This window comes from Demequina pilifera, from assembly GCF_048814985.1.
In the GTDB taxonomy this organism is placed as follows: Bacteria; Actinomycetota; Actinomycetes; order Actinomycetales; family Demequinaceae; genus Demequina.
This window is the reverse complement of the sequence record NZ_JBMDTW010000005.1, coordinates 148,472-163,315: the sequence shown is the minus strand read 5'-3', so window position 1 is coordinate 163,315 and position 14,844 is coordinate 148,472. Positions and strand designations below refer to the sequence as shown.

Here is a 14,844-nt window from a genome sequence, read left to right as displayed (position 1 = left end):
ACTGCGCTAGATGACCGGCACGGCCCCCTGAGACGGGCCCGACAGGATGCGCGGGCGCTGGGGGTCCGCGTTGTCGACCACGACGAGGGCCTTGTCTCGCGGCGCCACCTCGCGGCGATAGATCAGCTGGCCGTCGAAGTAGCGGCGCTGCAACGGGTCGTCGGGATCAGATTCGAGGCCGTCGCGCTTCACCATGCGTGCGAACCGCACGGAGTACGGAGCCTCGACCCACACCACGGCGTTCCACCACTCGGCCAGGCCCGGGTGCTGCATGAACAGCCCGTCGGCGAGCAGCGTCACCTCATCGCCCACGCCCACCGCGCGGGAGTCGGGCAGGAGCTCGTCCGAGTTCAGGTCGTGGTGGCGCAGAGTGACCACGCGGTCCCCGCCCGGCGCGAGCGGCTTGAGCACCTTCTCGATGAAGGCCTCGTGGTCGAACGAGTCCTCCCAGAACCCGCGCGGGCTCGTGCGCCCCTGGCGGTAGCGGTGCTCCCGCTGATGGTGGAAGTCGTCCATGCTGACCTCGACCACGTCCCGGCCACGGCAGCGCAGCTCGGCGCCCAGTTCCTTGCGCAGGGTGGTCTTGCCAGAGGCGTCGGGCCCGTCGATCGCGATCAGCACCGGCCCGCCCTCGGGACGAGGGAGCGAGTCGGCGACGGTGCCGATGACCTTCTGGCGGCGATCCATGACTACACCGTGGCGACCAGTCCCTTGATCGCCGAGGTGAAGAAGGCGAGGCCGTCCGTGCCGCGGCGCCCGTTCAGGCTCGAGTCCGGGCCGAAGCCGGGCTCGACCGCATGCTCGGGGTGCGGCATCAGCCCCACCACGTTGCCGCGGCCGTTGGTGATGCCTGCGATGTCGCGGCGCGAGCCGTTGAGGTTCTGACCCACATAGCGGAACGCGACCAGCCCCTCGCCCTCGAGCTCGTCAAGAGTGTGCTCGTCCGCGACGTACTGTCCGTCCTGGTTCTTGAGCGGGATGGTGATCTCCTGGCCCGCCTCGTAGTCGCTCGACCACGCGGTGCTGGCGTTCTCGACGCGCAGCACCTGGTCGCGGCACACGAAGTGAAGGTGCTGGTTCTTGATCATCGACCCGGGCAGCAGGTGCACCTCGGTGAGCACCTGGAAGCCGTTGCAGATACCGAGCACCGGCATGCCTCCACGGGCGGCGTCGACCACGCGCTCCATGATGGGCGAGAACCGCGAGATGGCGCCCGCGCGCAGGTAGTCGCCGTAGCTGAAGCCGCCGGGCAGCACCACCGCGTCGACCCCCTGGAGGTCGGCCTCGGTGTGGAAGAGGTTGACCGCCTCGCCGCCCGCGAGGCGCACGGCGCGTGCGGCGTCGCGGTCGTCCAGCGAGCCGGGAAAGGTGACGACGCCGATGCGGGCCATCAGTCGACGACCTCCACGGCCACCACGTCCTCGATCACGGGGTTGCTGAGCATCGTCGAGGCCGCATCGCGGGCCTGGGCGAGCAGCTCGTCGGTGACGTCGCCGTCGACTGCGAGCTCGAACCGCTTGCCCTGGCGCACCGACGCGAAGCCGTCGAATCCGAGTCGCGGGAGGGCGGCGCCCACGGCCTTACCTTGGGGGTCGAGAATCTCGGGCTTGGGCATCACGTGGACGACGATCGTGGGCATAACTGCATCTTAACGGCTCGGTCGCGCACGCCTGGCGGACGTCCGGCCCAGGCGCCTGCTAGCAGACCCAGCTGTACTCCAGCTCCGTCGCCGTCAGCCACGTCTCGAAGTTGCCGCTGTCCGACACCCAGTGCGCAAAACCGTCGTCGTAGCGCGTCAGTGTGCCCGTGGCGTCCCCTGGTCCGGGTTCCTCCACGGAGGGCAGCGCGACAACGGCCGATGCGCGGGCAAAGCCCAGCGCGGCGCTCGCCAGAGCGAGAGGCGCGGAGGGGTAGTCATCAAGGTTGGCGGGCTCGAACGGGTACCAGTCCTCCCCTTCGAATGTCAGGGTCTCGTTCCCACACGCGGGGTAGAAGCCGACGTCGTCGACGGTGTCGAGCTCTGCGCCTGGCGCCCCGAGATCGAGCTCCTCGTCCCACGCGACCGGACCGGACACTCCACCTTCGCTCGCGCAGCCCGACACCATCAGCGCTGCCGCCGCAACGAGCGCTCCCGCCGTTTGCTTTGTCCCCATGGATACACGACGACGCGCAGAGCCCCAGCGTTGGGGCGCGACTACGCTTGCGGGGTGCTGCACATCGCGATGGACGCTCCCGAGCTGATCGACTCCGCGCTGCAGACCCTGCAGACCGTGCTGGAGTACCTCGGCACCGTCGCCTTCGCGATCTCGGGAGCCGTGGCCGCGGGCCGCAAGCGCATGGACCTCGTGGGCGCCGTCGTGCTCGCCAGCATGGTCGCGGTGGGCGGCGGCACCCTGCGCGATCTGCTGCTCGATGTCCCCGTGTTCTGGATGGAGAGCCCCAGCTTTCTGCTCGTGGGCGCTGCGACCGGGCTGGCGGTTGCGCTGCTCGCGCGATGGCACCCGCCAGACCGGCTGGGCCGCTACCGGATCGTGCAGGTCTCCGATGCGCTGGGACTCGCGGTGTTCGTCGCAGTCGGCACCGGCATCGCGACCGACGCTGGCGCAAGCGCCGTCACGGCAGCGGTGATGGGCATCATCACCGGTGTGGGCGGCGGCATCATCCGCGACATGCTCGCCAACGACGTGCCCGACGTGCTGCGCAACGGCCAGTTCTACGCGACCGCGGCACTCGCCGGCGCGACTGTCTACGCGACGCTCATCGCACTCGAGATGCCCCGCACCGCCGTGATCTGGGTGCCGATCGCGGTGGTGCTCGCGATCCGCCTCGCATCGCTCAAGTTCGGGTGGGGAGTGCCCACCATCGACGGCAAGCCGGTGGATCTGAACGCCCACGACGAGGAACCCGACGAGCCTGCCACCGACCGCCCGGGCTAGTGCTTGGCGAGGCGGTCGTACGCCTCCAGGTACCGCTGGCGCGTGCGCTCGACCACGTCGTCGGGCAGCTCGGGCGGCGGCGCGTCGGAGCCGCGATCCCACCCCGACTCGGGAGACGTCAGCCAGTCGCGCACGAACTGCTTGTCGAAGCTCGGCTGCGCCCGGCCCGGCTCCCACGTGTCAGCGGGCCAGAACCGGCTCGAATCGGGGGTCAGCACCTCGTCGCCCAGCACGATCGTGCCGTCCGCATCGCGCCCGAACTCGACCTTGGTGTCGGCCAGGATGATGCCCTTCGACGCTGCGATCTCGTGGGCGCGGGCGTACAGCGCGAGGGTGAGGTCCCGCAGCGCCTCGGCGTCCTCGCGGCCGATGCGGTCCACCACTGCCTCGAACGTCACGTTCTCGTCGTGCTCGCCCACGTCGGCCTTCGTGGCCGGCGTGAAGATCGGCTCCGGCAGCCGCGACCCGTCCACGAGCCCGTCCGGCAGCGCGATCCCGCACACCGTCCCGGACTCGCGGTACTCCGCCAGCCCCGAGCCGGTCAGGTACCCGCGCGCCACGCACTCCACGGGGAACATGTCGAGCCGCCGGCACACCATCGCGCGCCCCGCGACCTCATCCGGCACCGGCGCCTCGATGGTGTGATCAGGCACGATGTCGCTCATCTGGTCGAACCACCACAAGGACAGCGCGGTGAGCACGCCGCCCTTGCCCGGGATCTCCGTGGGCAGCACCCAGTCGTATGCGCTGATCCGGTCGCTCGCCACCACCAGCACCACGTCACCGCGCGGGTGCGGCGCCGTGGGCTCGTAGAGGTCGCGGACCTTGCCCGAGTACACGTGCCGCCAGCCCGGCAATGCGGGCGCGGTGGGCTCGCTGACGTGGCCTGGCATCAGGCCTCCGCCGCCGCAGCCAGAGCGATGTCGTTGCGGTGGTGCGAGCCAGGAAGGCCGATGCGGTCAAGGGCCTCGTACGCCGTCCCCCTGGCATCGGCAAGAGTCGCGCCCGTGCCGATCACGGACAGCACACGGCCGCCCGCGGCGACCAGGTTGCCGTCCTCGTCCCACGCCGTGCCAGCGTGCAGGACGTGGGCGCCGCCCACCTCCTCGGCGGCGTCGGTGCCCGTGATGGGGTCGCCGCTGCGCACGCTCTCGGGGTAGCCATGAGCCGCGAGCACCACCGTGACCGCGGCGTCGTCGCGCCACTCCAACGGTGGGATCTCGGCGAGGCGACCCTCCGCCGCCGCGAGCAGCACTGCGCCCAGCGGAGTCGCGAGACGCGCGAGCACCGACTGCGTCTCGGGGTCGCCGAACCGCGCGTTGAACTCGACCACGCGCATGCCCTTGCTCGTCAGCGCGAGCCCGCAGTACAGGACTCCCTGGAACGGCGTGCCGCGGCTCGCCATCTCGTCGATGGTCGGCTGGGCGACGGTGCTCACCACCTCGTCGACCAGGCCAGGCGGGGCCCACGGCAGCGGCGAGTACGCGCCCATGCCGCCGGTGTTGAGCCCGGCATCGCCGTCGTAGGCGCGCTTGAAGTCCTGCGCGGGCTGGAGCGGGACCACCGTGGACCCGTCGCACAGGCAGAACAGCGACACCTCCGGGCCGTCGAGGAACTCCTCGACCACGATCACGCCGCCGAGGTCCAGGATGGCGGCGCCGTGCTCGGCCGCCTCCGAGAGGTCGTCGGTCACGACCACGCCCTTGCCCGCAGCCAGCCCGTCGTCCTTCACCACGTAGGGCGCGCCGAACTCACCCAGCGCCGCGGCGAGCTCCTCTCGCGTGCGGCACACGCGCGGCTCGGCCGTGGGGACGCCCGCGGCGGCCATGATCTCCTTGGCGAAGGCCTTCGAACCCTCGAGCATCGCAGCCTGCGCGGTGGGCCCGAAGCACGGGATGCCCACCTCCCGCACCGCATCGGCCACACCGGCGACGAGCGGCGCCTCGGGCCCGACCACCACCAGGTCCGCCCGCACATTCACGGCGAGCGCGGCGATGGCGACGCCGTCATTCGGGTCCTGCGAGTGCAGGGTCGCGAGCTGGCCGATCCCGGGGTTTCCCGGGACCGCGTGCAGCTCCTCGACCTCAGGGTCTTGGTGGAGGGAGCGGGCGAGCGCGTGCTCACGGGCCCCCGAGCCGACGATCAGTACCTTCACGCGAGCGAGTCTATCGACGCCGGCGCATGCGAGATGCGGCGACCGCGAGGTTGGGTGGCGCAAGCCCTCCTGCGGCCAGATGGCCTCACGGAACCACGTCCTCCCCAGCACGCCCGGGGGGAAGGCATGCGCGTTTTCCGCATTCTAGGATTTCTTGGAATGGCTGAAACGCGCATGCCCGCCCGGCGAGAGAGCAGGCCTCGATGAGCCTCGACGCCATGGGGGACCAGCTCGAGCGCGCCGCCGACCTGCATCGGACGCTGAAGGCGCTCGCCGACCCGGTGCGCCGCTTCCTGCTCGACCTGCTCGCCGAGGGTGAGGCGACCGCCGGCGACCTCGCCGCATCGGCCGCCGTGAACTTTGGCATCTCAGCCAAGCGCGGATCGCAGCACCTCCAGGTGCTCGCGAAAGCCGGGCTCGTCCATGTCTCCCCAGACGGGCCGTGGCGCACCTACGAGCTGCGGCCGGGCGGAACGGACCTGTTGGTCGAGTGGCTCGCGCGGCTCGAACGATCCGCGCGGCTCAACTGAGGCCTATTCGCCGCGGGCGTGCAGCAGGTCGTGGTTGACGATGATCTCGTCGCGGCCCGGGCCCACGCCGATCGCGCTGATGCGGCAGTTCGACACCTTCTCGAGCGCCAGCACGTAGTCCTGAGCGGTCTGCGGCAGGTCCGCGAACTCGCGCGCGGCGGAGATGTCCTCGGTCCAGCCGGGCAGGTACTCGTACACCGGGGTCGCGGCGGCGAAGGCGGCCTGGTCCTGCGGCAGCTCCTCGTAGCGCACGCCGTCCACGTCGTAGGCCACGCACACCGGGATCTGCTCGAGGCCCGTGAGCACGTCGAGCTTGGTGAGAACGAAGTCGGTGAGGCCGTTGATGCGCGCCGAATAGCGCGCGATGACCGCGTCGTACCACCCGCATCGGCGCGGGCGCCCGGTCGTGGTGCCAAACTCGTGCCCCACCTGAGCCAAGTGTTCGCCGTCGGCGTCGAAGAGCTCCGTGGGCATCGGCCCCTCGCCCACGCGAGTCGTGTAGGCCTTGACGATGCCGATCACCGAGTCGATCCGGGTGGGACCCACGCCCGATCCGGTCGAGGCGCCGCCCGCGGTCGCGTTCGAGCTGGTGACGAAGGGGTACGTGCCGTGGTCGACGTCGAGCATGGTCGCCTGGCCGCCCTCGAAGAGCACGGTCTCGCCGCGGTCGAGCGCCTGGTTGAGCACCAGCGACGTGTCCGTGACCATCGGCGCCAACCGGTCGCGGTACTGCAGCAGTTCGTCCGCGACCTCGTCGACCTCGATGGCGCGGCGGTTGTACACCTTTACGAGCAGGTGGTTCTTCTGCTCGAGGGCGCCCTCGATCTTGTCGCGCAGCAGCTGCTCGTCGAAGAGGTCGCCCATGCGAATGCCAAGGCGGTTGATCTTGTCGGCATACGCGGGACCGATGCCCCGGCCGGTGGTGCCGATCTTGCGCTTGCCCAGGAACCGCTCGGTGACGTTGTCGAGCGTGCGCGCGTAGGGCGCGATGACGTGGGCAGCGTTGGAGATGAGCAGCTTGGAGGGATCGACGCCGCGCTCGATCAGCGCGTCGATCTCGGTGAACAGCACCGAGATGTCGACCACTACGCCGTTGCCGATCACGGGCGTCACGTCGGGAGTGAGGATTCCGGAGGGCAGCAGGTGCAGCGCGAACTTCTGGTCGCCGATCACCACGGTGTGACCCGCGTTGTTGCCGCCGTTGAACTTCACCACATAGTCGACGCGACTTCCCAGCACGTCCGTGGCCTTGCCCTTGCCTTCGTCGCCCCACTGGGCTCCGACAATCACTACACCGGGCACGTGGCCCTCCCCTCACCCCGGAACGCCGCCGGGGGCTTGGTACATCTCGAGACTTACGTAGTGGAGCCCCGGGCGTCTGACGACTCCCGGGGCTCCACCTGACGCGATTCGGTCAGATCTTCTTCCCGGCGGAGCCGAGCTGCTGGCACGCCTCGACCACGCGGGCCGCCATGCCGGCCTCGGCGGCCTTGCTCCAGGCGCGCGGGTCGTAGGCCTTCTTGTTGCCCCACTCGCCGTCGACCTTGAGCACGCCGTCGTAGTTCTTCAGCATGTGGTCGACCACGGGACGCGTGTACGCGTACTGCGTGTCGGTGTCGACGTTCATCTTGATGACGCCGTGGCTGACGGCCTCCGAGATCTCCTCGGCGGTCGAGCCGGAGCCACCGTGGAACACGAGGTCGAAGGGCTTGTCCTTGCCGATCTTGGCGCCGACCTCGGCCTGGATCTTGCCCAGCAGCTCGGGGCGCAGCTTCACGGAGCCCGGCTTGTAGGAGCCGTGCACGTTGCCGAACGTGAGGGCCGTCAGGTAGCGACCCTTCTCGCCTGCTCCAAGAGCCTCGATGGTCGCGAGACCGTCCTCGGTCGTCGTGTAGAGCTTGTCGTTGATCTCGGCGGTGTGGCCGTCCTCTTCGCCGCCCACGACGCCGATCTCGACCTCGAGGATCGTCTTCGCGGCCTGCGACAGCTCGAGCAGCTCGGCTGCGAGCGACAGGTTCTGGTCCATCGGCACCGGCGAGCCGTCCCACATGTGCGACTGGAAGATGGGCTCCTGGCCGTTCTTCACGCGCTCGGTCGAGGCGGCGAGAAGGGGACGCAGCCACGAGTCGACGTAATCGGGGTGGCAGTGGTCGGTGTGCAGCGCGATCGTGACGCCATAGGAGTCCGCGACCTCACGGGCATAGGCGGCGAGCGCAAGCGAGCCGATGACCTGGTCCTTGATGGTCGAACCGGACGCGTACTGACCGCCGCCCACCGACACCTGGATGATGCCGTCGGACTCTGCCTCCGCGAAGCCCTGGATGGCTGCGGTGATCGTCGACGACGACGTGATGTTGATGGCGGGGAACGCGTACGAGCCGCTCTTGGCGGCGTCGAGCATTGCGTTATAGGACTCTGGGTTGGCGAGTGCCATACGTCTCTCCTGAAGTAGTGCGAATTGAACCGACACCCATTCTGTCAGACTTCGCCGACAGGCGGCATGGGCCGGGGGTCCCGAACGTCAACCGGCGTGCTCGGTCAGGATCACCCGCGCGGCCGGGATGCCCAGCGTCACGTCGGCGTCGCCGATCGACAGGTCGATGGTTCCCGCCGAGGAGCGTCGCGCCACCACCTCGACCACGGCGCCGATGTCGATCCCGACCTCGCGCAGGTGACGCAGGAGCGCGGGGTCGTCGTCCGACACCCGCGCCACGCGCACGCGATCGCCCTCGGACACCGACGCGAGGTCGGTCTGCTCCTCGGCCGGAAGCGATCCGTCGGCCGCCGGGATCGGGTCGCCGTGGGGGTCGTGCGTGGGCTCTCCCAGCCGCGTGGCGAGCCGCTCGACGAACTCGTCCGACACCGCGTGCTCGAGCACCTCCGCCTCATCGTGGACCTCGTCCCACGCGTACCCGAGGTAGTCGACCAGGAAGGTCTCGATCAGGCGATGCTTGCGGACCGTGGCCAGGGCGATGGTGCGCCCCGCATCGGTCAGGTCGACGCTTCCGTACCTCTCGTGCGTGAGGAGGCCGCGCTCGGTGAGCTTGCGCACGATCTCGGAGACGGACGAGGGCGACAGGCCCAGCCGTGCGGACAGGGCCGTCACGGTCACGGGAGAATCGGACCACTCGCCCGCGTTCCACACGGCCTTGAGGTAGTCCTCGATGGTCGTCTCGGTCGCCATGGTGCCCTTTCCGTGAACTGTCGCCTTCGAGCATAGTGACGGCGTCATCCGCGGTCAGAGGTGCCCGGCTCCGATGTCCGCGTGCTGGCCGACCCACGCGTGCATGGCGATCGCAGCCGCGGCGCCCGCGTTGATGGACCGCGTGGAGCCGTACTGCGCGATGGCAAGAGTCGATCCCGTCGCCTCGCGCATCGGCCCGGACAGCCCCGTCGACTCCTGGCCGAACACCAGCACGCACGCCTGTGGCAGGGCCGCCGTCTCGAGGGGGACCGAGCCGGGCAGGTTGTCGACGCCGATCACCGGCAGGCCCTCGGCCGCGGCCCACGCGACGAAGTCCTCGACGGAGCCGTGATGACGAACGTGCTGGTAGCGGTCCGTCACCATGGCGCCGCGGCGGTTCCAGCGGCGGCGGCCCACGATGTGCACCTCGCGAGCGAGAAAGGCGTTGGCGGTGCGCACCACGGACCCGATGTTGAAGTCGTGGCTCCAGTTCTCGATCGCGACGTGGAACGGGTGCCGGCGCTGGTCGAGATCCGCGACGATCGCGTCATGCCGCCAGTATCGGTAGGCGTCCACGACGTTGCGGCGGTCCCCGTCGCGCAGCAGTTCCGGGTCGAGCCGCGGGTCGTCGGGCCACGCGGGCTCTCCCCCCGGATAAGGCCCCACGCCCGGCTCCGGGAGCGCTGTCATCGCCTAGAACGAGACATTCGGAGCCTGGCGAGCCGCAGGGTCCTCGGTCTCGAAGTACTCCTCGCGCGTGAAGTGGAACATCCCGGCGATGACGTTGACGGGGAACGTCTCGGTCTTCGTGTTGAGGGCTCGCACGTTGGCGTTGTAGAACCGGCGCGCCGCCGCCACCCGGTCCTCGGTGTTGGTGAGCTCCTGCTGAAGCTGCATGAAGTTCTGATCGGCCTTCAGATCCGGGTACGCCTCGGCGACCGCGAACAGCCGGCCGAGCGCCTGGGTCAGCACGTTCTCCTGCTGCGCCTGCTCCGCCGGCGTCGAGCCCGGGGATGCGGCGATCGAACGGGCCTGGGTCACGGCGTCGAGGGTCTCCCGCTCGTGCTTCGCGTACCCCTTCACAGTCTCGACCAGGTTGGGGATCAGGTCATGGCGGCGCTGCAGTTCGACGTCGATCTGCCGCCAGGCCTCCTGCACCAGGTTCCGGAGCCGCACCAGCGCGTTGTACTGCGCAATCGCCCAGATCACGGCGATGACGATGATCGCGCCGAGCGCGATGAAGAACCACTCCATGACAGATACCCCTGAGGTCGATGACGGGGCACGCCCGCCGAGCACCACGAGCCTATCGACGTTCACGGGAGCGGACCAGCCGACCCCGCCGTGCGGCGAGTCAGCGAAGCTGGCGCCAGTCCTCGATCCCGTCGCCGTCCGCGTCGACGCCGACGCCGGTGTAGCGGCGCGAGGTCAGGGCGCCTGGCTCGGTCGCCCACGACGGCCCCTCCAGCGGGCGGGTCGCCGCGTCGCCGCGCCTCACCCGATACCCCAACTCGGTGTACTCGCGGATCACATGAGCGGGAATGCGGCGCGCGATCCCCGACACCACGGCCAGCCTCCGCGCAAGGCCGTCCGCCCCCTGGCGCCCGGGGTTCCAGACGTACACGGCACCTCCCTCGATCCGCACGGCCCTCCCCTCGACGTCGGAGTACAGCAGTCGCTCGATCATGCGCGGGTCGATGACGGCGTGGCCGTAGCGAGGGTCGTCGCACAGCACTCGCCAGCGCTGATTGAACTCGTGGGACTCGACGTCGAGGTCACGACCGCCGAGCACCTTGGCGATGGTCGCGGGTAGGTTCTGAGGAACGATGTCGATGCGCGGCAGCGCGACCGGCAGCTCGGCCAGCGTCACCTGGTGGGCGTAGACCGTGGGCGGCGAATTGCGATCGTTCGCGACCTCGTACACCTGGGCGAACGTCGCGCACCGCTGGCCATTGAAGTCGCCGCGCACCACGGACTCCTGGCGGCGGGAACTCCCCTCGCCAAAGGGATAGGCCGCGAATCGCGAGCCATACTCGAAGGATCGCGCGAGGTACTCCCATCCGTGGGAGAGCGCGAACTCCTGGTACTCGTCGTGCATGCGCCGGGCGTGAGTGAAGTCGCGGATCGACCACGCCGCGCCGCCGATCACCGCCGCGGCACCGAACGCCATCAGCCACGCGGACCCGTCGCTGCCCGCGACTGTGGCCACGACGATCACCGCCACGGCGATCCCCGCCCAGAGCCCTCGCGTACGGCGGAACATGGCGGTCACACTACTCGCGGGCGGGGAGCGCGGGAAGGGGTGGGCCCCACGCGTCAGGACAGGCCCAGGTCCTCCAGGCCGAACAGGCTCAGGTACGGCAGACCCTCGGCCTCGATGCGCTCGCGCGCGCCGGTGTCGCGATCCACGATCACCGCGACGGCGGCCACGGTCGCACCGGCCTCGCGGATGGCCTCGACCGCTGTCAGCACGGACCCTCCCGTGGTCGACGTGTCCTCGACCGCCACGACCGTGCGTCCGGCGATGTCGGGGCCCTCGATGCGGCGCTGCAGGCCGTGCGCTTTGTTCTCCTTGCGGACCACGAACGCGTCCAGGTCCAGCCCTCGCGAGGCGGCGGCGTGCAGCAGGGCCGTCGCGACCGGGTCGGCCCCCAGGGTGAGGCCGCCCACGGCGTCGATGTCCGCCGGCCCGAACCCGGCCACCTCGAGGTGGTCCAGCAGCACGTGACCCACGAGCGGAGCCGCACGGTGATGCAGCGTGATGCGTCGCAGGTCGACGTAGTAGTCCGCCTCCTTGCCGGAGGCGAGCGTGATGCGGCCGTGCACCACGGCCAGGTCGGTGATGAGGTCGCGGAGCTGCTCGCGAGGGGTCCCGTTAGTCATGCGGTCACAGTACCGATGCTCGGGCAGTGCCGATGCGCGGGCTGAGGCGAGCGGTTCGGCTCAGCCGCGTCGGAGCGAGCCCGAGCGGCGCGTCGCCGCGCTGGGCAGCATCCGCAGCAGCCCGACCCCTGCGGCATACCGCGCGCTCGGCGTCACGACGATGGCCTTGCGGCGCACTCCCGCGAGCGCGGCCTCGACCACCTTCTCGGACGACAGCCATGCGACGTCCGGGTACTCGCTCTTCATGTACTCAAGGTCCGGGCCGTCGTGGAACTCCGTGCGCACCAGCCCGGGCACCAGCGCCGTGGCGGAGACCCCCGTGCCGTGCAGCTGACCCGCAAGCGCCTCGGTGAAGTCCCGCACCCAGCGCTTGTGGGCCGCGTACGTGCTGTTCGACAGGTGGGCGGCGACCGAGGAGACATTGAGGATCGCTCCGTGCCCGCGCGAGGTCATCGACTTGGCGGCCGCCTGCGACAGCTGCAGGGTCGCGGTCACGAGCACGTCGAGGGCGGCCTTCTCCTCGTCCCAGGACGTCGTGAGAATGCCCCGGCCGAGCCCATACCCGGCGTTGTTCACCAGCAGGCTCACCGGCGACTCCTCGTCCGAGACCCGGTCGGCGACCGCCTGCCGCCCCTCATCGGTGGACAGATCGGCCACCAGGATCTCGGCGCGGACCCCTGCCGCTCCGCGGATGGTCTCGGCGAGCTCGGATAGACGGTCGCGGTCGCGCGCGACCAGCACGACGTCGTGTCGTGCGGTCGCCAACTGCCAGGCGAACTCCTCGCCAAGGCCCCTGCTCGCGCCAGTGATCAGTGCGGTAGCCATGTCACCCAGGGTACGCCGCACCCAGGCGGCGCAGGCGCGACCAAGCCACGCCTGCGCATCGGCCGCATCCCGGCCGGTAGCGTGGGAGCATGCGCCTCGCCACCTGGAACGTGAACTCGATCCGTGCCCGCTGTGACCGTGTGATCGACTGGCTTGAGCGCTCCGAGACGGACGTGCTGGCGATGCAGGAGATCAAGTGCAAGCCGGAGCAGTTCCCGCTCGCACCGTTCGAGGCGGCGGGGTATGAGGTCGCGATTCACGGCCTGAACCAGTGGAACGGGGTCGCGATCGCGTCCCGCGTGGGTCTCACCGACATCGAGACGCAGTTCCCGGGCCAGCCCGCGTTCGGCAAGCCGGGTCAGGACGCGATCGTGGAGGCACGCGCCATCGGCGCCACGGCCGGAGGCGTGAGGGTGTGGAGCCTGTACGTTCCCAACGGCCGCGGCCTGAGCGACCCCCACTACACCTACAAGCTGGAGTTCCTGCGCACGCTGCGGGAGGCCGCTGGCGGCTGGGCAGACGAGCCGACAGCTCTGGTGGGAGATTTCAATGTGGCGCCGACCCCCGAGGACATCTGGTCCGAGGAGGACTCCGAGGCGGAGACCCACATCACCGAGGCCGCGCGCGCGGCGCTCGCGCAGTTCGCGGACGCCGGCTATGTGGAGCTGTCGCGGCGGCACCTGCCGCAGCCCCACACGTACACATTCTGGGACTACAAGCAGCTGCGCTTCCCTCGCGGCGAGGGCATGCGCATCGACTTCATCTACGGCTCGCAGGCGCTCGCGGACCGCACCACGGACGTGACGATCGTGCGTGACGAGCGCAAGGGCAAGGGCGCCTCGGACCACGTGCCCGTGGTGGCGGAGATCGACGCGCCATGAGCGACTTCACTCCCCCGCCCGGTCCGAGCGACGCTCCAGAGCACCAGGTGCGGCAAGGCGCGGCCCGTGCGTCGAGCACTGCCGCCCCCGCCACCGCCGAGGAGCGAGAGGCCACGCGCCCGCGCAGCATGCTGCGTTCGGGCAAGGGGATCGCGATCGCGGCATGGGTCGCGATCGGCGCTGGAGTGGCGCTGCTGGTCGGCATCTCGTGGTCCGCCGCGCTCGCGTGGTCGGACCGGGGCCTTGCGGAGGCGGAGATCGGCGAGACGGGCGACCTCCACGCCATGCAGATCGTGCCGGGGATGTGCCTGGACGAGGTGGGCGACGACGGCTCGGTCGTGGACGCGACGGTCGTGGCATGCGACGAGCCGCACCGAGGAGAGGTGTTCACCTCCGCGCGATTCGAGCTCTTCGCCTACCCCGGAGACGACCAGATGACTGCGGACGCGTTGGACATGTGCGGCACCCGGCTCGACGGTCTCCTTCCGGAGGGCGCATCGTGGGTCGCGTGGGCGCCATCCGAGGCATCCTGGGAGCGCGGCGACCGCGTGGCGCTGTGCATAGCGGTGTTCGACGAACCTCGCGAGGAGCCGCTCAGCCCCGCAGGCATCGACGCGGTGGAGGACGACGAACCCGTCCGCGACGGTCAGGAAGCGTAAGGGCCGCGAACTGCTGCCGCGCTGTGTCCCTGTGCGGGCTCAGGTGCGAACGTGGACCGACGCCGAGTTCGGTGCGGGGTTGCGCGCAGAGATCGCCGCGTGCACCGCGGTGTCACCGACGGAGGCCAGCCATTCGAGAAGGCTCGCCGGGGCCGAGGGATTGCCTGCGACCGTGGCGCGAAGCTGAGGGTGCGCGTACGCAATGCTCGCCAGCTCCTGAGGACTCGCGTGCCGATTGGCAGCACGTTCGCGCAGCACCTGATGGACCCGTCCGTCGCGGACGGCTGCCTGCTCGGGGGGCGGCACGAAGGCCGGTGCGCGCCGCACGTGGGCCACGGGCTCGGCGGACAACGAGGGCCGGACCGACCGCACCACCGCGTCTCGCGCCAGCACGGCGATCACGACGATGGGGATGGCGGGCAGCGCCCACAAGAAGGGCGCGTAGTGGACGTCCTCGATCCTTGCCAAGAGTGCGGCGGACCCGACACACGCTGCGGCGCCGATGGCAAACGTCGCGCGTGACGTCGAGGTGAGTTCCACCCTCGGAAGGAACGAGGACGCCACGATGGCCAGAAAGAGGAAAGCAGTGATGACCAGGACGAACTCCTCCGCCGACCAGTACATCGCTTCCCTCCCGGGCCGAGTGGCGGGAAGAGCTGAGCCCTCCCGACCTCACTCACGAGCCTGACACCGGCCCGCGCAGCGCGCCATCCCCGCTTATGGGGGGGAAAGGTGAACATCGGGTTAACAACCTCGGCGCGCGGATGGGGACTCCTGCGCGCTGGCGGCGC

At 70.0% G+C, this 14,844-nt stretch carries 19 protein-coding genes; 4 read left to right on the top strand and 15 right to left on the bottom strand.

Annotated features, from left to right (window positions below; all coding sequences use genetic code 11):
- Nucleotides 1-6: 6 nt before the first annotated feature.
- The 4 genes from ACNI14_RS10630 to ACNI14_RS10615 are packed head-to-tail and all read right to left on the bottom strand — an operon-like array spanning nt 7 to nt 2,153.
- Nucleotides 7-687 (bottom strand): nucleoside/nucleotide kinase family protein, encoded by a 681-nt coding sequence (locus tag ACNI14_RS10630; RefSeq protein WP_420520003.1) that lies wholly within the window; start codon nt 685-687, stop codon nt 7-9.
- A gap of 2 nt (nt 688-689) precedes the next feature.
- Nucleotides 690-1,391, bottom strand: a complete 702-nt coding sequence (gene purQ, locus ACNI14_RS10625) for a phosphoribosylformylglycinamidine synthase subunit PurQ (protein WP_420520002.1) — start codon at nt 1,389-1,391, stop codon at nt 690-692.
- A complete protein-coding gene (gene purS, locus ACNI14_RS10620) occupies nt 1,391-1,639 on the bottom strand; it encodes a phosphoribosylformylglycinamidine synthase subunit PurS (protein WP_420520001.1) in 249 nt (82 codons plus the stop codon). The genes purQ and purS overlap by 1 nt, the downstream gene beginning before the upstream one ends.
- A gap of 58 nt (nt 1,640-1,697) precedes the next feature.
- Nucleotides 1,698-2,153 (bottom strand): hypothetical protein, encoded by a 456-nt coding sequence (locus ACNI14_RS10615; RefSeq protein ID WP_420520000.1) that lies wholly within the window; start codon nt 2,151-2,153, stop codon nt 1,698-1,700.
- 54 nt (nt 2,154-2,207) lie between these two features.
- On the opposite strand from ACNI14_RS10615, the gene ACNI14_RS10610 reads away from it, so the two are divergent.
- Nucleotides 2,208-2,936, top strand: coding sequence for a trimeric intracellular cation channel family protein (locus ACNI14_RS10610; RefSeq protein ID WP_420519999.1), 729 nt, complete (start codon nt 2,208-2,210; stop codon nt 2,934-2,936).
- Here ACNI14_RS10610 and ACNI14_RS10605 read toward each other — a convergent pair.
- Together ACNI14_RS10605 and purD are read right to left on the bottom strand one after the other, a co-directional pair.
- Nucleotides 2,933-3,829, bottom strand: coding sequence for a phosphoribosylaminoimidazolesuccinocarboxamide synthase (locus ACNI14_RS10605; RefSeq protein WP_420519998.1), 897 nt, complete (start codon nt 3,827-3,829; stop codon nt 2,933-2,935). The two genes, ACNI14_RS10610 and ACNI14_RS10605, sit on opposite strands and share 4 nt — an antisense overlap.
- Complete coding sequence (gene purD / locus ACNI14_RS10600; RefSeq protein ID WP_420519997.1) at nt 3,829-5,091, bottom strand: phosphoribosylamine--glycine ligase; 1,263 nt, start codon at nt 5,089-5,091, stop codon at nt 3,829-3,831. The genes ACNI14_RS10605 and purD overlap by 1 nt, the downstream gene beginning before the upstream one ends.
- A 203-nt stretch (nt 5,092-5,294) precedes the next feature.
- Between purD and ACNI14_RS10595 the strand changes: the two genes are divergently transcribed.
- A complete protein-coding gene (locus tag ACNI14_RS10595; protein ID WP_420519996.1) occupies nt 5,295-5,621 on the top strand; it encodes an ArsR/SmtB family transcription factor in 327 nt (108 codons plus the stop codon).
- Nucleotides 5,622-5,624: 3 nt separating this feature from the next.
- Here the strand turns inward: ACNI14_RS10595 and ACNI14_RS10590 are convergent, their stop codons facing one another.
- The 8 genes from ACNI14_RS10590 to ACNI14_RS10555 form a co-directional block, all read right to left on the bottom strand.
- Nucleotides 5,625-6,923 carry an adenylosuccinate synthase gene (locus ACNI14_RS10590; protein WP_420519995.1) on the bottom strand — a complete coding sequence of 433 codons (1,299 nt, stop codon included), beginning with the start codon at nt 6,921-6,923 and terminating at the stop codon, nt 5,625-5,627.
- 112 nt (nt 6,924-7,035) lie between these two features.
- Nucleotides 7,036-8,055, bottom strand: coding sequence for a class II fructose-bisphosphate aldolase (gene fbaA, locus ACNI14_RS10585; RefSeq protein ID WP_420519994.1), 1,020 nt, complete (start codon nt 8,053-8,055; stop codon nt 7,036-7,038).
- A gap of 87 nt (nt 8,056-8,142) precedes the next feature.
- Entirely contained in the window at nt 8,143-8,805 is a 663-nt protein-coding gene (locus ACNI14_RS10580; protein ID WP_420519993.1) for a metal-dependent transcriptional regulator, read from the bottom strand.
- 54 nt (nt 8,806-8,859) lie between these two features.
- A complete protein-coding gene (locus tag ACNI14_RS10575) occupies nt 8,860-9,495 on the bottom strand; it encodes a TrmH family RNA methyltransferase (RefSeq protein ID WP_420519991.1) in 636 nt (211 codons plus the stop codon).
- Nucleotides 9,496-9,498: 3 nt separating this feature from the next.
- On the bottom strand, nt 9,499-10,059 hold the full coding sequence (locus ACNI14_RS10570) for a LemA family protein (protein ID WP_420519990.1): 561 nt from the start codon (nt 10,057-10,059) through the stop codon (nt 9,499-9,501).
- A gap of 100 nt (nt 10,060-10,159) precedes the next feature.
- Nucleotides 10,160-11,068: a hypothetical protein gene (locus ACNI14_RS10565; protein WP_420519989.1), complete on the bottom strand. Its 909-nt coding sequence runs from the start codon at nt 11,066-11,068 to the stop codon at nt 10,160-10,162.
- A gap of 53 nt (nt 11,069-11,121) precedes the next feature.
- On the bottom strand, nt 11,122-11,688 hold the full coding sequence (pyrE, locus tag ACNI14_RS10560; RefSeq protein WP_420519988.1) for an orotate phosphoribosyltransferase: 567 nt from the start codon (nt 11,686-11,688) through the stop codon (nt 11,122-11,124).
- 60 nt (nt 11,689-11,748) lie between these two features.
- On the bottom strand, nt 11,749-12,513 hold the full coding sequence (locus tag ACNI14_RS10555; RefSeq protein ID WP_420519987.1) for an SDR family NAD(P)-dependent oxidoreductase: 765 nt from the start codon (nt 12,511-12,513) through the stop codon (nt 11,749-11,751).
- Between the two features lie 89 nt (nt 12,514-12,602).
- Between ACNI14_RS10555 and ACNI14_RS10550 the strand changes: the two genes are divergently transcribed.
- The gene (locus ACNI14_RS10550) at nt 12,603-13,394 is read left to right on the top strand and encodes an exodeoxyribonuclease III (protein WP_420519985.1); all 792 of its coding nucleotides are present in this window, start codon (nt 12,603-12,605) and stop codon (nt 13,392-13,394) included.
- Nucleotides 13,391-14,053 carry a septum formation family protein gene (locus ACNI14_RS10545; protein WP_420519984.1) on the top strand — a complete coding sequence of 221 codons (663 nt, stop codon included), beginning with the start codon at nt 13,391-13,393 and terminating at the stop codon, nt 14,051-14,053. The genes ACNI14_RS10550 and ACNI14_RS10545 overlap by 4 nt, the downstream gene beginning before the upstream one ends.
- A gap of 39 nt (nt 14,054-14,092) precedes the next feature.
- Here the strand turns inward: ACNI14_RS10545 and ACNI14_RS10540 are convergent, their stop codons facing one another.
- The gene (locus tag ACNI14_RS10540) at nt 14,093-14,677 is read right to left on the bottom strand and encodes a variant leucine-rich repeat-containing protein (RefSeq protein WP_420519983.1); all 585 of its coding nucleotides are present in this window, start codon (nt 14,675-14,677) and stop codon (nt 14,093-14,095) included.
- Nucleotides 14,678-14,844: the final 167 nt, after the last annotated feature.

Bases quoted from the DNA above. Each gene is read 5' to 3' on its own strand.
- fbaA (WP_420519994.1), bottom strand. From the start codon at position 8,055: ATGGCACTCGCCAACCCAGAGTCCTATAACGCAATGCTCGACGCCGCC.
- ACNI14_RS10555 (WP_420519987.1), bottom strand. From the start codon at position 12,513: ATGGCTACCGCACTGATCACTGGCGCGAGCAGGGGCCTTGGCGAGGAG.
- purS (WP_420520001.1), bottom strand. From the start codon at position 1,639: ATGCCCACGATCGTCGTCCACGTGATGCCCAAGCCCGAGATTCTCGAC.
- ACNI14_RS10550 (WP_420519985.1), top strand. From the start codon at position 12,603: ATGCGCCTCGCCACCTGGAACGTGAACTCGATCCGTGCCCGCTGTGAC.
- ACNI14_RS10615 (WP_420520000.1), bottom strand. From the start codon at position 2,153: ATGGGGACAAAGCAAACGGCGGGAGCGCTCGTTGCGGCGGCAGCGCTG.
- ACNI14_RS10605 (WP_420519998.1), bottom strand. From the start codon at position 3,829: ATGCCAGGCCACGTCAGCGAGCCCACCGCGCCCGCATTGCCGGGCTGG.
- ACNI14_RS10565 (WP_420519989.1), bottom strand. From the start codon at position 11,068: ATGTTCCGCCGTACGCGAGGGCTCTGGGCGGGGATCGCCGTGGCGGTG.
- ACNI14_RS10580 (WP_420519993.1), bottom strand. From the start codon at position 8,805: ATGGCGACCGAGACGACCATCGAGGACTACCTCAAGGCCGTGTGGAAC.
- purQ (WP_420520002.1), bottom strand. From the start codon at position 1,391: ATGGCCCGCATCGGCGTCGTCACCTTTCCCGGCTCGCTGGACGACCGC.
- pyrE (WP_420519988.1), bottom strand. From the start codon at position 11,688: ATGACTAACGGGACCCCTCGCGAGCAGCTCCGCGACCTCATCACCGAC.
- ACNI14_RS10545 (WP_420519984.1), top strand. From the start codon at position 13,391: ATGAGCGACTTCACTCCCCCGCCCGGTCCGAGCGACGCTCCAGAGCAC.
- ACNI14_RS10570 (WP_420519990.1), bottom strand. From the start codon at position 10,059: ATGGAGTGGTTCTTCATCGCGCTCGGCGCGATCATCGTCATCGCCGTG.
- ACNI14_RS10540 (WP_420519983.1), bottom strand. From the start codon at position 14,677: ATGTACTGGTCGGCGGAGGAGTTCGTCCTGGTCATCACTGCTTTCCTC.
- ACNI14_RS10630 (WP_420520003.1), bottom strand. From the start codon at position 687: ATGGATCGCCGCCAGAAGGTCATCGGCACCGTCGCCGACTCGCTCCCT.
- ACNI14_RS10575 (WP_420519991.1), bottom strand. From the start codon at position 9,495: ATGACAGCGCTCCCGGAGCCGGGCGTGGGGCCTTATCCGGGGGGAGAG.
- ACNI14_RS10595 (WP_420519996.1), top strand. From the start codon at position 5,295: ATGAGCCTCGACGCCATGGGGGACCAGCTCGAGCGCGCCGCCGACCTG.